Below are 13,044 nucleotides of genomic sequence, written 5' to 3' on the forward strand. Positions count from 1 at the left end.
AAGATCAGTCTTCGTCGGGTTTACCAGCCCTGCGCTTGTTGAGGCCCAGAACGTCCAACGCCGAGACAAGATCGTTTGCGACGAGTGCGCGCACCCCGTCCGGCAGCGGGCCGTGGTCCGGCGGCACGAGCGCCTTCTTGAAGCCCAGCCGAGCGGCCTCCTGCAAGCGCTTGCCGACGCCGTTGACCCGCCTGATCTCCCCGGCGAGCCCCACCTCGCCGAGCACCACCAGATCGGCGGGCAGCGCGATCTCCCGTTCCGCAGAAGCGACCGCGAGCACCACCGCGAGGTCCGCCGCGGGCTCCGTCAGCCGCATGCCGCCGACGGTCGCGGTGAAGACGTCCTTCTGGAACAGGTTGACCTTGCCGCGCTTCTCCAGCACCGCCAGCGCCATCGAGATCCGCGCGGAGTCCAGCCCGCTGACGGCCCTGCGCGGTGCGGGCAGGTTCGTCTTGGCGACGAGCGCCTGCACCTCGCCCAGCATCGGCCGCTTGCCCTCGACGATCACCGTGACGCACGTGCCCTCGACGGCCTTCTCGCGGCGCGTGAGGAAGAGCCCCGACGGATCCGGCACGCCCACGATGCCGTCGTCGCGCAGCTCGAAGCAGCCCACCTCGTCCGCCGCGCCGTAGCGGTTCTTGATGCCGCGCAACAGCCTCAACGACGAGTGCCGGTCGCCCTCGAACTGCAGCACGACGTCGACGAGGTGCTCCAGAACCCGTGGCCCCGCAACGGATCCGTCCTTGGTGACGTGCCCGACCAGCACGACCGGCAGCCCGCGTTCCTTGGCCATCGCGATCAGCCCGGACGCCACCGTCCGCACCTGCGTGACACCGCCCGGCACGCCCTCCACGCTCACCGTCGACATGGTCTGCACCGAGTCGACGATCAGCATCGACGGCTTCACCTGGTCGACCTGCCCGAGCAACGCGCTGAGCTCGCTCTCGGCCGCGAGGTACATCTCGCCGTGCAGGTTGCCGGTGCGCTCCGCCCGCAACCGCACCTGCCCGGCCGACTCCTCACCCGTCACGTAAAGGCAGCGGCCGTGCGACTCGGCCCACCGATGCGCCGTCTCCAGCAACAACGTCGACTTGCCCACACCCGGCTCACCGGCCAGCAGCACCACCGCGCCCGGCACCAGGCCCCCACCCAGCACCCGGTCGAACTCGCTGACACCGGTGGACAACGCCCGCGCCGACTCGATGTCGACCTCGCCGATCGGCCGCGCCGCCGACGTGGGCGCACCCGCCACCACACGGGTCACCGACGCGGTGCCGCGTTCCTCGATGCTGCCCCAGGCCTGGCACTCGGGGCAGCGGCCGAACCACTTCGCCACCTCGTGCCCGCACTCGGCACAACGGAAGATCGGCCGCGCTGTCTTCGCCACACCCCGAACGTTAGAGGACACCCCCGACAAAAAATCTTCAGCGGGTTGTCGATCCGCCCCGGAGCCCGTTCGACGCATCAGTGGAAGGACAAAACCAGCCTGGAGGACACAGTGACCACCGCAGCAGCGCCCACTTCTGGGACCCAGAACCGCAAGTTCGCCGTCGGCCGCTACGCCACCATCGTCACCCGCGTGCTCACCGGCCTGCTCTTCGCCACCACCGGCCTCAACGGCTTCCTGCTCTTCATGCCCGCCCCGGACCCCAGCACGATGGCACCCGAAGGTGTGGCGTTCAGCGCCGCCCTCTTCGCGACCGGCTACATGCTGCAGCTCGCGTCCGGCGTCCAGCTCCTCGCCGGACTGCTGCTGATCACCGGTCGCTTCGTGCCGCTGGCGCTCGCGCTGCTGGCCCCGATGGTCGTGAACATCTTCCTGTTCCACGTCTTCCTGGAGCCGAGCGGCATCGTCACGGCACTGCTCGTCGTCGCCGCCGAGATCGGCCTGGCGTGGGCCTACCGCGACAAGTTCCGCCCGATGCTCAAGGCCTGACCCACCAACGCGAAACGCCGCCCCCTCACGAAGTGGGAGCGGCGTTTCGGCGTGTCCGAACTCAGTGGCCGGACTCGTGGCCTTCGCTCACGCGCTTGTGCTCCGACGGCGCGATCGGCACGTCGAGCGTGACCGAGCCGGCCTTCTCGAAGAGGAACGTGATCTTGACCGTCTGCGCGGCCACGATGTCGCGGTTGACCTTCTTCAGCGCGCAGCGGACGTGCAGCACCTCGAGGTCGGCGGGAATCGCGGCGGACGACGAGGTCGGCTTCACCGACGACGAGCCCGACGCCACACCGGACGACGGCGTGCCGGACCCGGAGGTCGGCGTGCCGGTCGTCGACGACGGGTTGCCACCGGTCGAGGACGGCACACCGGAGGACGGCGGCACCGAGCCCGAGGTCGGCGCGACCGACGACGAGTGCGCGGAGGACGACGGCGCGGAGGTCTTCGTCGGCGCCTTCGAGGCGTCGTACTCGGCCTGCAGCGCGTACCGCGACGGGATCTCCTTGCCGCCCACGACCTCGGCCTCGGCGTCGGACGCGTCGGACTTGATCGACAGCAGCTTGTCCGGGTTCTCACCCGTGTTCGCGATGACGAACGTCAGCGGGACGTCGTCGTCCTTGTGGTACCGGTTGCCGTCCGGCGGGAACGCCAGCAGCACGTTGCGCACCGCGATCGGGCCCGCGTTTCCGCTCGCACCGTCCACGGCGGCGACCTGGGTGTCGGTCTGGGTGATCTGACCGGCGCTGCAGCCGACCGCCACCAGGCCGAGGCCCGCGGCCAGCGCTGCCGTCACGATCAACCGGCGAGACACTCCTGAGTTCACGGCTCCAGCGTCCTTCCTAGGGAACAACCACCAGGCAAGGAGCCTAACCGGGACCCGAAAAGGGGACGCGACGTGGTGCCAATCGATCTTCAGTGAGTCGTACCTTGCACGCGAACAGGTGGTTTGTCAACCCCCCGCATGGCCCTGACCAGCACTAACGGATCATCGAGCGGCGTTCGCGGCCTTGCCGGACGTGTTAGGATGGAGGCATCGAAAGGGGCAGAGGACACATGGTTTTCAAGGTCGGAGAGACCGTCGTCTACCCGCACCACGGTGCCGCTCTCATCGAAGCAATCGAGACCCGCGTGATCAAGGGCGAGGAGAAGAAGTACCTCGTTCTCAAGGTGGCGCAGGGCGACCTCACCGTTCGGGTTCCCGCTGACAACGCCGAAATCGTAGGCGTGCGTGACGTTGTCGGCCAGGAAGGGCTCGACAAGGTTTTCGAGGTCTTGCGTGCTCCCCACACCGAGGAGCCGACCAACTGGTCTCGGCGGTACAAGGCCAACCTTGAGAAGCTCGCCTCCGGCGACGTGAACAAGGTTGCGGAAGTGGTGCGCGACCTCTGGCGGCGTGAGAAGGATCGCGGGTTGTCCGCCGGCGAGAAGCGGATGCTGGCGAAGGCGCGGCAGATACTGGTCAGCGAGCTGGCGCTGGCCGAAGGTACTGACGAGGACAAGGCCGAGGTTCTTCTCGACGAAGTTCTCGCCACCGCGTCGTAGTTTTCCAAACAAAACACACAGAGCATCGGATAACGCCGCGAGATGAGTGTTGTCGCGCTCGTTCCTGCGGCAGGGCGGGGTGAGCGTCTGGGCTACGGGATGCCCAAGGCGCTCGTGCCGGTCAACGGGGTACCGCTGTTGACTCGTGCGGTTCAAGGTCTGTTCGCGTCAGGCCAGGTTCAGCACGTCGTCATCGCCGCTCCACCGTCCGATGTGGACCAAGTGCACACCGCAACCGCCTCGCTGGCCCCGGCCGGCGGGGCGGTGCACGTGCTTTCAGGGGGTGCCGAACGCACCGACTCGGTGCGACTCGCCCTCGAACACGCGCTCAGCGTGATTCCGGACACCACGATCGTGCTGGTGCACGACGCTGCCCGTGCCTTCACTCCTCCCCAGGTCATCGCCGACGTCGTCGCCGCGGTGCGCGAGGGGCACGACGCCGTCATCCCGGTTCTTCCGGTCGCCGACACGATCAAGCAGGTGGACGAGGTCGGAGTAGTCGTCTCCACACCTGACCGGGCCGGTCTGCGGGTCGTCCAGACCCCGCAGGGTTTCCGCGCCGAGACTCTCAAAGCGGCCTATTGCTCCGGTATTGCCGCGACTGATGACGCAGGTCTCGTAGAGAAAAACGGCGGCGAGGTCCACACGGTTCCCGGACACGCGCACGCCATGAAGATCACCACGCCGTTCGACCTCGCGGTCGCCGAGGCGCTGTTCGCAGGAGAGCAACCGTGAGAATCGGCCAGGGCGTCGACGTCCACCCGATCGAAGCCGGTCGTGAGTGCTGGATCGCCGGACTGCTGTGGGAAGGCGTCGACGGCTGTGCGGGGCACTCCGACGGCGACGTGGCCTCGCACGCGCTGTGCGACGCCCTGCTGTCCGCAGCGGGCCTGGGCGACCTGGGCGCTGTGTTCGGCACCTCGGACCCGCGCTGGTCGGGCGCGCACGGAGTGGTTCTCCTCACCGAGGTCCGCCGCCTCATCGAGGAGGCCGGCTTCCGTGTGGGAAACGCCACAGTGCAGGTCATCGGCAACGAGCCGCGCATCGGCAAGCGCCGCGACGAGGCCCAGAAAACGCTTTCCGAGGCCGTCGGCGGCCCCGTCTCGGTCGCCGGCACGACGACCGATGGTCTCGGTCTCACGGGCCGGAACGAGGGAATCGCGGCGATCGCCACGGCGTTGCTCGAGCCATGGCCACCCTTTCAGAACCCCAGCGCAGCCTCCTAGACAGCGCTAACTACGGCACCGTCGCGACGCTGACCAAGGACGGCAGCCCGCAGACCTCGGTGGTGTGGGTCAAGCGCGACGGCGACGACGTGCTGTTCTCCACCACCATCGGCCGGGCCAAGGAACGTCACCTCAAGCGCGACCCGCGGGTGAGCATCACCGTCATCGACAAGAACAACCCGTACAGCTACACGGAGTTCCGCGGCGAAGCCTCGCTGACGAGCGAGGGCGGGCGCGAGCTGATCGACGAGCTGGCGAACAAGTACACAGGCGACGACTACAAGGGTGACGTCGGCACCGACAACGTGCGCGTGGTCGTCCGTGTCAAGGTCGCCAAGACCACCGGCAACCTCTAGTCCGGCAGCTTCAACACGGCCCTGCCGCCGTCGAGGTCCACGTGGCTTCGCGGCGGCGCGCCATCCCCTTCCTCGTCGCGCAGCTGCCGCTCCTCCTTGCGGAACTCCAGCTCCTCGCGCTTGCCCGCCTCGAACGTCGCGCCGAGCTCACCGATGCCCGCGGTCGCGAGAGGGGTGCCGCTGCCCTTGCGGCGCACGAACCGTTCGACCGTCGCGAGCACGAAGAGGGCCGCCACCAACGCCGGTAACGACATCGCGAAAAGGAACCCCAGGCTCATACCTGGACAACTCCCGCGCGGAGGCTGTGGTTCCCGCCACTAAGCTCCCCGAGGTGCCCAAGTACGACGTGTGCCTCTCCTTCGCCGGCGAAAACCGCGACTACGTCGAAGAGGTGGCCCGCCACCTGACCGACCTAGGCGTCTCCCGCTTCTACGACACCGACGAGCAGGCCGATCTCTGGGGCAAGAACCTGGTCGAGCACCTCGACCAGATCTACCGCCACGACTCGCGGTACTGCGTGATGTTCATCTCCGAGGCCTACGTGCGGAAGATGTGGACCAAGCACGAGCGGCAGTCCGCGTTCGACCGCGCCATGGTCGACGACACCGAGTACGTGCTGCCCGTGCGCTTCGACGACACGGTGGTGCCCGCGCTGCGCGTCGGCACCGGCTTCATCGACCTGCGCAACCGCACCCCGCGCGAGCTGGCCCAGATGATCGCCCAGAAGGTCGGCACCAAGGTCGACGGGCCGCAGCCGGGCTGGGAGTACCAGCTGTTCTCGGACAACGTCACGATGCACATGCGCAGGCTGGAGAAGAAGCGCACCGAGCACGAGCTGGGTCTCTCCTCGCCCAAGCGCGCGCTGACCACGGACACCGAGGCGCTCGACCACTTCATGACGCGGTCCCAGGTGTTCGACAAGATCGTCAACGGCATCGTGGAGCTGCTCTCGCCCGGCAAGCAGCAGTGGGCGTTCGGCCCGGCCGGCCGTCCCGGCGACAAGGAGCGGATCCGGCAGCTCGCCAACCGCTTCGTGGAGGAGTACGAGAGGCTCCTCGACTGGTCGGCCGACCTGCGCGGCACGCCGACGCCGGCCCGGTTCGCCACGCTCTTCCAGACGGCCGCGCAGCTCGCGAACGAGCCGCTGTCGCAGATCGAGGAGTTCGTCCAGGCGTTCGCGGCCGCCAGCGAACGCGGTGCGGGCGACCTGCAGCTGCACCTCTCCTACGACCCGTCGGCCGTCGAGGCCGAGCTCACAAAGGTCCAGACCACCTAACCGAAGAGAACGTAGAGTCGGGAGCGTGACGATCCACGCCGCGCTCTTCGACTTCTCCGGCACGCTCTTCCGGCTCGAGCACCCCGAGCTGGCGTCCAACGCGGACCTGATGCGTGCGCTCACCGCCCCCGTCGGCATCTCGGACGGCATGGACCCCGCGCTCGCCGACGCGTGGCACAGCCGCGACCTCGACCCGGACGTCCACCGCTGGGTGCACGTGAAGGTGCTCAACGACGCCCTCGTGCCCAACGCCGAGGCGCTCTACGACCAGCTGATCGACGCCGAGTCGTGGCAGCCGTACCCGGACACGAAGGCGGCGCTGGAGCACCTCGCCGACATCCCGGTCGCGGTCGTGAGCAACATCGGCTGGGACATCCGCCCGGTGTTCGAGCGGTTCGGGCTCACGCACCTCGTGGACGAGTTCGTGCTCTCCTACGAGGAAGGCGTGATCAAGCCGGACCCGAAGATCTTCACCACGGCGTGCGAACGGCTCGGTGTCGATCCCCGCAACGCAGTAATGGTCGGCGACAGCGAGGAGGCGGACGGCGGAGCCGAGGCCATCGGCTGCTCCTTCCGGCTCGTCAACCCGGTTCCGACGAGTGACCGCCCGGACGCTCTTTTGGATGTGGCCCGTACCATTCCCGTGTGAGCCTCCACATCTACGACACGGCGAGCCGGTCCATGCGGGAGTTCCACCCGCAGGTCAACGGAACGGCGTCGATCTACGTGTGTGGGGCGACCGTGCAGGGCGTGCCGCACATCGGGCACGTCCGCAGCGGCCTGAACTTCGACGTCCTCCGCCGCTGGCTCGCCCGCGACGGTGCCGACGTCACGCTGGTCCGCAACGTCACCGACATCGACGACAAGATCCTCACCAAGGCCGCTGAGCACGACCGGCCGTGGTGGGAGTGGGCGTACACGCACGAGCGCGCCTTCGAGGAGGCGTACGACGCGCTGGGCTGCCTGCCCCCGTCGTACGCGCCGCGGGCGACCGGCCACATCACGCAGATGGTCGAGCTCATGCAGCGCCTGATCGACAAGGGCCACGCGTACGACGTCGACGGCGACGTCTACTTCGACGTGCGCTCGTTCCCCGAGTACGGCGCGCTGTCCGGGCAGAAGCTCGACAGCGTCGAACAGGGCGAGACGGCGGTGCGCGGCAAGCGCGACCCGCGCGACTTCACGCTGTGGAAGGCCGCGAAGCCCGGTGAGCCGAGCTGGCCCACGCCGTGGGGCAACGGCAGGCCCGGCTGGCACCTCGAGTGCTCGGCGATGGCCACGACGTACCTCGGCAGCACGTTCGACATCCACGGCGGCGGGCTCGACCTGATCTTCCCGCACCACGAGAACGAGCAGGCCCAGTCGCGCGCGGCCGGTGACGGCTTCGCCAACTACTGGATGCACAACTACTGGGTGACGCTGTCCGGCGAGAAGATGGCCAAGTCGCTCGGCAACACCGTGTCCATCCCGGTGATGCTGGACAAGGTCCGCGCCCAGGAGCTGCGGTACTACCTGGTCTCCCCGCACTACCGCTCGCACATCGAGTACTCGGAAGAGGCGTTGCAGGAGGCGGTGACGTCCTACGGGCGCATCGAGTCGTTCCTGCGCCGCACCACCGAGCGGGTCGGGCCGATCGAGCTCCGGGGCGACATGTGCCCGGACTTCGTCGTTGCGATGGACAACGACCTGAACACCCCCCAGGCCGTGGCGGCACTGCACAACAAGGTGCGCCAGGGCAACACGGCACTCGCCGACGGCGACCACGACAAGGCCCGCGAGGCGGCCGAGTGCGTGCGCCGGATGGCCGACATCCTCGGCGTCGACCCTTTGTCGCCGAAGTGGAACGACGTCTCCGCGGCCGATCTCGGCATGCGGCAGGCGCTGACCACGCTGGTTGATCGGCTGCTCGTCGAGCGCCAGGAAGCCCGCAAGAGCAGGGATTTCGCACGTTCTGACGCGTTGCGCGACCAGCTCCTGGAGGCGGGCATCGCCGTCGAGGACACCCCCGACGGTCCGCAGTGGACTTTGAAGGACGACTGACTTCCGTGGCTGGCAACTCCAAGCGCAAGGGCGCGATGCGCAATCCGGGCTCGAAGAAGGGCGCGGTCGTCGGCTCCGGCGGACAGAAGTCCAAGGGCCTGCAGGGCAAGGGTCCGACCCCCAAGGCGTCGGACCGCCCGAACCACCCCGCGTACAAGCGGGCCAAGGTGGTCGCGAAGACCGAGGCGGTGAAGTCGCAGCGGCGCCAGAAGACCGAGAAGGCCCAGGCCGAGACGGTCGCGGGTCGCAACCCGGTCGTCGAGTGCCTGCGCGCGGGCACGCCGGCGACGGCGCTGTACGTGGCGCTCGGCATCGACGCGGACGACCGCGTGCAGGAAGCCGTGCGGCTGGCGGCGGACCGGGGCATCTCCGTGCTGGAGGTGGCCCGCGGCGAGCTCGACCGGATCACCGGCGGCGCGATGCACCAGGGCCTCGGCCTGCAGGTTCCCCCGTTCGAGTACGCGTCACCCGATGAGCTGCTCGAGCTCGCTCAGCGTGCCGGCCAGCCGCCGTTGCTGGTGGCCCTGGACGGCGTGACGGACCCGCGCAACCTGGGTGCCGTCGTGCGCTCGGCCGCGGCGTTCGGCGCGCACGGCGTGGTGCTGCCGCAGCGGCGCAGTGCGTCGATGACGGCGGTGGCGTGGCGGACGAGCGCGGGCACGGCGGCCAAGCTGCCGATCGCGATGGCCACGAACCTCACCCGCACGCTGCGCGACTGGGCAGAGGCCGGTCTGATGATCGTGGGCCTCGACGCGGACGGCGACGTGGACGTCGACGGCCTGGACCTCGCGACCGGCCCGCTGGTCGTCGTGGTGGGCTCCGAGGGCCGCGGCCTGGGTCGCCTGGTGAAGGAGACCTGCGACCAGACCGTGTCGATCCCGATGGCCACGGGCGTCGAGTCGCTCAACGCGTCCGTCGCTGCCGGTGTCGTGCTGGCCGAGGTCGCGCGCCGTCGTCGTATCGCGGCCAAGGGCTGACCCTCACCTGACGTTAACTGCCAGTTCGTGACGCTAACCGCATCCATTAGCCGACGTTAGTGATCGTTTCCTGCCCGCAAAACCGGTTTAGACAACGCGGGCAGGAAACCGTGATCTCCACAGTTGCCAGATGTGTGCGGGTGACTGTCATGACAAACGGCGTGGCCTATTCCGCGACGCTCCCGAGCGCGGGTACCTTCTCCTCCGTTCGCTTATTGCCGGTTCTGACGGCAGGAGTCGGAGCAGGTTGCACCGGTTGGCCGAGCAGGTGACACCCGTTTGGCACCGGTTGACACGGACTGTGACCATTTGGGGTCCAATCAGGCGAACCCGAGGTCAACTGTGAAGAAGATCAGCTCTACGTTTCGCTATTGTAACTACTTTAGGTAACTGGCCTGCTCCGTTTAGGTACACACTGTGGTAGGACAGACGTTGAACGGTCAGGCAGCTTCTACCGTGATTGTCGATAGAAATTGATTACCACCGGCGGGGGCGACGTGACTCGGCGTAGAGCGAATCAGGACGTGCTGATTCGCCGCGCGCGGGGCGCGGTCCGCCGAGGAGCCGCATGACGACCCGCGGCGCTCTCCGCGAGCTCGTGGGTTTGCGTGAGTTCCGCGCCATGTGGATCGGTTCGACCGTATCGACAGCCGGTGACCAGCTCGCGGCAGTTGCATTGTCACTGCTCGTATTCGAACGAACACAATCCGCAGCCTGGACCGCTCTCACGTGGTCGCTGACGCTCTTCCCGCCGCTGATTTCGGGCCCGTTGCTCGGCTGGGTCGCCGACCGGTTCCCGCGACGCACGGTAATGGTGACGACGGCGTGGTTGCAGGCTGTGCTCATGGCCGCGATGGCCATTCCCGGCATGCCGCTCTGGGCCATGATCGTGCTGCTCGTGGCGGTGCTGGCGATCTCCTCGCCGTACCTCGCGGCCCAGGAGGCGAGCCTCCCTCATGTGCTCCCGCCGAAGCGCTACGACGACGGCGTGGCGCTCTTCGGCACGTCCGTCGACATAGCTCAGATGGCCGGCCTAGCCGCCGCGGGCTTCCTCGTCGCCCACACCAACCCGGCCGTGGCGCTCTCGATCAACGCCGGCACGTTCGCCCTCCTGGCGATCTTGGTGCAGGTGTCCGTGAAGCACCGCCCGGCCGCGGACCCCCTGGGCCGCAAGAAGAAGGACGACGAACCACGCGGCGCACTGACCCTTATGGTCTCCGAGCCGCGATTGAGGACTCTGCTGGGCGTCCGCCTCCTCGCGGGCCTCGCGATGGTCCCTGAAGGACTCGCGGTCCCACTGGCGGCCAGCCTCAACGCCGTCTGGGCGGTAGGCCTGATCCTCGCCATCGAACCCGCGGCGAACGTGCTGGGTGTGGCGCTGCTCTTCCGTCTCGTGCGAGATCCGGCGAAGCGCGAACGCCTGATCGGCCCCCTCGCGATCCTGTCGCTGGCGCCGTTGATCATGTTCGCGTTCAGCCCGAACCTGACCTGGACGATCGTTTTGCTGGTGATTGCCGGTATAGGCGGGGCTTATCACACGCCTGCTCGTTCAGCCTGGATGCGGCTGCTACCGGACCAGTACCGCGGAAGGGCTTATGGCATTGGCCGTGCGGCGTTGCGCTCGAGCCAAGGCGGAGGAATGGCGCTGGCCGGTGTCGTCGCCCATTCGCTCGGCTCGATCACGGCCACGATCGCGGGAGCGGGCGGTATCGGACTGCTCCTGGCGACTCAAGCCACCATCGCCTGGCGACGCGCACGCGGTCGCAACGACACGAAGGCGGTGGCAATCTGAAACAGAACGGTCACCATTAGCGATATCCGTACTAGAGGCACCTGATGATCTAGGTGCGATTGAAGTCGGGTCGCGAAGAGAGAGGCGGCGTCAGAAGTCACGGTTGCACATGGGAGGCACCTCCTCGTTGCGACGAGCAGCAGCGCGGTAGGTCTACGACCTGGTCAGCGGCGGCTTTGCTCATGATGTGCCATGAGCGTAGGGGGTCGTGGTGAAGAACAGTTTGACTGATCGCAGGCGATCGCGGGCACTCGGCTTGACTCCGATTCGCAACTGGGACCTTTGGACCGTTGCGCCTAGTGCGATCGCGTACTTTTTCGTGCTCGAAGCGGCCGTAGCGACCGCCTCCATCTGGCTGCTGACGAAGCTGACCTCGGTCTCGCCCTCCGACTGGCTCCGCTTCGGCGCACTCATCGCCGCGATCACCATTCACCTGACCATCGTCCGCCGAGCAGAAGAGGCCCGGCGCAACGAGGCCTCAGGCCCCCACATCGACCTGACCTCGGTCTGGACCTTCGCCGCAGCCGTGGCCCTACCAGGCGGCCTGGCGGTGATAGCCACGATCTGGATGCGCATCCTGATCCAGCCGATCGCCCGCCGCCAGCCGTACCGCTTCGTCTTCGGCACCGCCTCCATGCTCGCCTCCACCCTGCTCTCGTGGGCGCTCGTCCACCTCTCGGGTGTCTCCCTGGCAGCCACCGGAAACGTCCCAACCGACCTGGGCCTCGTCCTGGTCCTGGCCATCACCGCAGTCCTCTACTGGTTCGTCCAGGTGATGACCGTCGCCGTGGCGTTCAAAATCGTCACCCCGAACTCGAAGGTCCTCGACTTCCTCGGCTCCAAAGTCGACAACATGCTCGAGATGAGCACCCTCGGCGCAGGCGCCATGCTCGGCATGCTCATGACCTCCCACTGGGTAGGCCCTCTACTGCTGGTCGTCCCGGTCATCCTCGTGAACGCCCTGCTGTCCCGCGCAGGCGAACGCCGAGCCCACCTGGAACGCCTGCTCCGCGAACAGGAACAGCTCCACCAACGCCTGGCCGCCGACGCCCACACCGACTACCGAACCGGCCTCCTCAACACCAACGGCCTGACCGAATACGCAGGCCGCCTGGCCGAGCGCTGCCGAATCGACGGCGAACCGATGACCGTCCTCGTCATCGACCTCGACCACTTCAAGCGCATCAACGACACCTGGGGCCACCCAGCAGGCAACGCAGTCCTGGCCGAAGTCGGCAGAATCCTCCGCGAAAAGCTCCGCCCGGGCGACGTAGCAGGCCGAGACGGCGGCGAGGAATTCGTAGTCGCTTTGAAGGACACCCCGGTGGCCCAAGGCGTGACCATCGCCGAACGCATCCGCGAAGCCATCGGCTCCCTGGCCGTCCCCACCACCGACAAGCACCGCAACGTGGTCACGCTCTACGGCCGAGAGATCCAGCCCCCAGAACCAGAAGGCGCGAGCCTGCAGGCAATCTCCGCCTCGATCGGCGTAGCGGTCATCCCGGACAACGGCCCGGACATGGCCACGGCCCAACACTCGGCAGACGCAGCGCTCTACAAGGCAAAGGAAAACGGCCGCAACCAGGTCCGCGTAGCGGGCTTGGACATCCCGCCGCGCCTGATGCCAGCCCCGCGCCAAGACGACATCACCAAGCCGATCACCTCCCGCACGGCCTGACAGCAGGCTCACGCAGGGGTCCCCCAAGGCAGAAGCTCCCCCGCGACCCAACGTACAGACCGGGTCTGACATACAGGCGATGCCGCAGGCGAGCCAAGGCGAAGGCGAAGCCGAGCTGCCTTTAGCCAAGAAACGACAGGTGGGGTGGGTCCCGTCACGAGTCGTGGCTGATCGTTGGCCGCGCCAGAGGGGTTGGGTCAAGTCGACACGCTTTT

At 67.6% G+C, this 13,044-nt stretch carries 14 protein-coding genes; 11 read left to right on the top strand and 3 right to left on the bottom strand.

Annotated elements, in window-relative coordinates:
* Positions 1–4: 4 nt before the first annotated feature.
* Positions 5–1,387, bottom strand: coding sequence for a DNA repair protein RadA (radA, locus tag AB0M24_RS45735; protein WP_363781115.1), 1,383 nt, complete (start codon positions 1,385–1,387; stop codon positions 5–7).
* 111 nt (positions 1,388–1,498) lie between these two features.
* Here radA and AB0M24_RS45740 point away from each other — a divergent pair, with 111 nt between their 5' ends.
* On the top strand, positions 1,499–1,936 hold the full coding sequence (locus AB0M24_RS45740) for a hypothetical protein (protein ID WP_363781117.1): 438 nt from the start codon (positions 1,499–1,501) through the stop codon (positions 1,934–1,936).
* A 61-nt stretch (positions 1,937–1,997) separates the two neighbouring features.
* On the opposite strand, the gene AB0M24_RS45745 is transcribed toward AB0M24_RS45740, so the two are convergent.
* A complete protein-coding gene (locus tag AB0M24_RS45745) occupies positions 1,998–2,765 on the bottom strand; it encodes a hypothetical protein (RefSeq protein ID WP_363781119.1) in 768 nt (255 codons plus the stop codon).
* Between the two features lie 230 nt (positions 2,766–2,995).
* On the opposite strand from AB0M24_RS45745, the gene AB0M24_RS45750 reads away from it, so the two are divergent.
* Genes AB0M24_RS45750 through AB0M24_RS45765 form a run of 4 tightly spaced genes read left to right on the top strand, consistent with a single transcriptional unit; the run spans position 2,996 to position 5,066 of the window.
* On the top strand, positions 2,996–3,484 hold the full coding sequence (locus AB0M24_RS45750) for a CarD family transcriptional regulator (protein WP_012782996.1): 489 nt from the start codon (positions 2,996–2,998) through the stop codon (positions 3,482–3,484).
* 42 nt (positions 3,485–3,526) lie between these two features.
* A complete protein-coding gene (gene ispD, locus AB0M24_RS45755) occupies positions 3,527–4,219 on the top strand; it encodes a 2-C-methyl-D-erythritol 4-phosphate cytidylyltransferase (protein WP_363781121.1) in 693 nt (230 codons plus the stop codon).
* Positions 4,216–4,710 carry a 2-C-methyl-D-erythritol 2,4-cyclodiphosphate synthase gene (gene ispF / locus AB0M24_RS45760; RefSeq protein WP_363781123.1) on the top strand — a complete coding sequence of 165 codons (495 nt, stop codon included), beginning with the start codon at positions 4,216–4,218 and terminating at the stop codon, positions 4,708–4,710. Before ispD ends, ispF begins: the two co-directional genes overlap by 4 nt.
* The gene (locus AB0M24_RS45765; RefSeq protein WP_363781125.1) at positions 4,674–5,066 is read left to right on the top strand and encodes a PPOX class F420-dependent oxidoreductase; all 393 of its coding nucleotides are present in this window, start codon (positions 4,674–4,676) and stop codon (positions 5,064–5,066) included. The genes ispF and AB0M24_RS45765 overlap by 37 nt, the downstream gene beginning before the upstream one ends.
* Here the strand turns inward: AB0M24_RS45765 and AB0M24_RS45770 are convergent.
* A complete protein-coding gene (locus tag AB0M24_RS45770) occupies positions 5,063–5,344 on the bottom strand; it encodes a DUF6191 domain-containing protein (protein ID WP_363781127.1) in 282 nt (93 codons plus the stop codon). The two genes, AB0M24_RS45765 and AB0M24_RS45770, sit on opposite strands and share 4 nt — an antisense overlap.
* Positions 5,345–5,397: 53 nt before the next feature.
* Here AB0M24_RS45770 and AB0M24_RS45775 point away from each other — a divergent pair, with 53 nt between their 5' ends.
* The 6 genes from AB0M24_RS45775 to AB0M24_RS45800 all read left to right on the top strand — a co-directional run bounded on the left by AB0M24_RS45775 (position 5,398) and on the right by AB0M24_RS45800 (position 12,829).
* Positions 5,398–6,342, top strand: a complete 945-nt coding sequence (locus AB0M24_RS45775) for a TIR domain-containing protein (protein ID WP_363781129.1) — start codon at positions 5,398–5,400, stop codon at positions 6,340–6,342.
* 25 nt (positions 6,343–6,367) lie between these two features.
* Positions 6,368–6,991 carry an HAD-IA family hydrolase gene (locus AB0M24_RS45780; protein ID WP_363781131.1) on the top strand — a complete coding sequence of 208 codons (624 nt, stop codon included), beginning with the start codon at positions 6,368–6,370 and terminating at the stop codon, positions 6,989–6,991.
* Positions 6,988–8,382, top strand: coding sequence for a cysteine--tRNA ligase (cysS, locus tag AB0M24_RS45785; protein ID WP_363781133.1), 1,395 nt, complete (start codon positions 6,988–6,990; stop codon positions 8,380–8,382). The genes AB0M24_RS45780 and cysS overlap by 4 nt, the downstream gene beginning before the upstream one ends.
* Before the next feature lie 5 nt (positions 8,383–8,387).
* A complete protein-coding gene (gene rlmB / locus AB0M24_RS45790) occupies positions 8,388–9,359 on the top strand; it encodes a 23S rRNA (guanosine(2251)-2'-O)-methyltransferase RlmB (protein ID WP_363781135.1) in 972 nt (323 codons plus the stop codon).
* Positions 9,360–9,927: 568 nt separating this feature from the next.
* A complete protein-coding gene (locus AB0M24_RS45795) occupies positions 9,928–11,151 on the top strand; it encodes an MFS transporter (RefSeq protein WP_363781137.1) in 1,224 nt (407 codons plus the stop codon).
* Positions 11,152–11,362: 211 nt separating this feature from the next.
* The gene (locus AB0M24_RS45800) at positions 11,363–12,829 is read left to right on the top strand and encodes a GGDEF domain-containing protein (protein WP_363781139.1); all 1,467 of its coding nucleotides are present in this window, start codon (positions 11,363–11,365) and stop codon (positions 12,827–12,829) included.
* Positions 12,830–13,044 lie beyond the last annotated feature (215 nt).

Origin of the sequence: Lentzea sp. NPDC051838, from assembly GCF_040681245.1 — a bacterium.
Classification (GTDB): Bacteria; Actinomycetota; Actinomycetes; order Mycobacteriales; family Pseudonocardiaceae; genus Lentzea.

Bases quoted from the DNA above. Each gene is read 5' to 3' on its own strand.
- AB0M24_RS45750 (WP_012782996.1), top strand. From the start codon at position 2,996: ATGGTTTTCAAGGTCGGAGAGACCGTCGTCTACCCGCACCACGGTGCC.
- AB0M24_RS45765 (WP_363781125.1), top strand. From the start codon at position 4,674: ATGGCCACCCTTTCAGAACCCCAGCGCAGCCTCCTAGACAGCGCTAAC.
- ispD (WP_363781121.1), top strand. From the start codon at position 3,527: ATGAGTGTTGTCGCGCTCGTTCCTGCGGCAGGGCGGGGTGAGCGTCTG.
- AB0M24_RS45770 (WP_363781127.1), bottom strand. From the start codon at position 5,344: ATGAGCCTGGGGTTCCTTTTCGCGATGTCGTTACCGGCGTTGGTGGCG.
- AB0M24_RS45795 (WP_363781137.1), top strand. From the start codon at position 9,928: ATGACGACCCGCGGCGCTCTCCGCGAGCTCGTGGGTTTGCGTGAGTTC.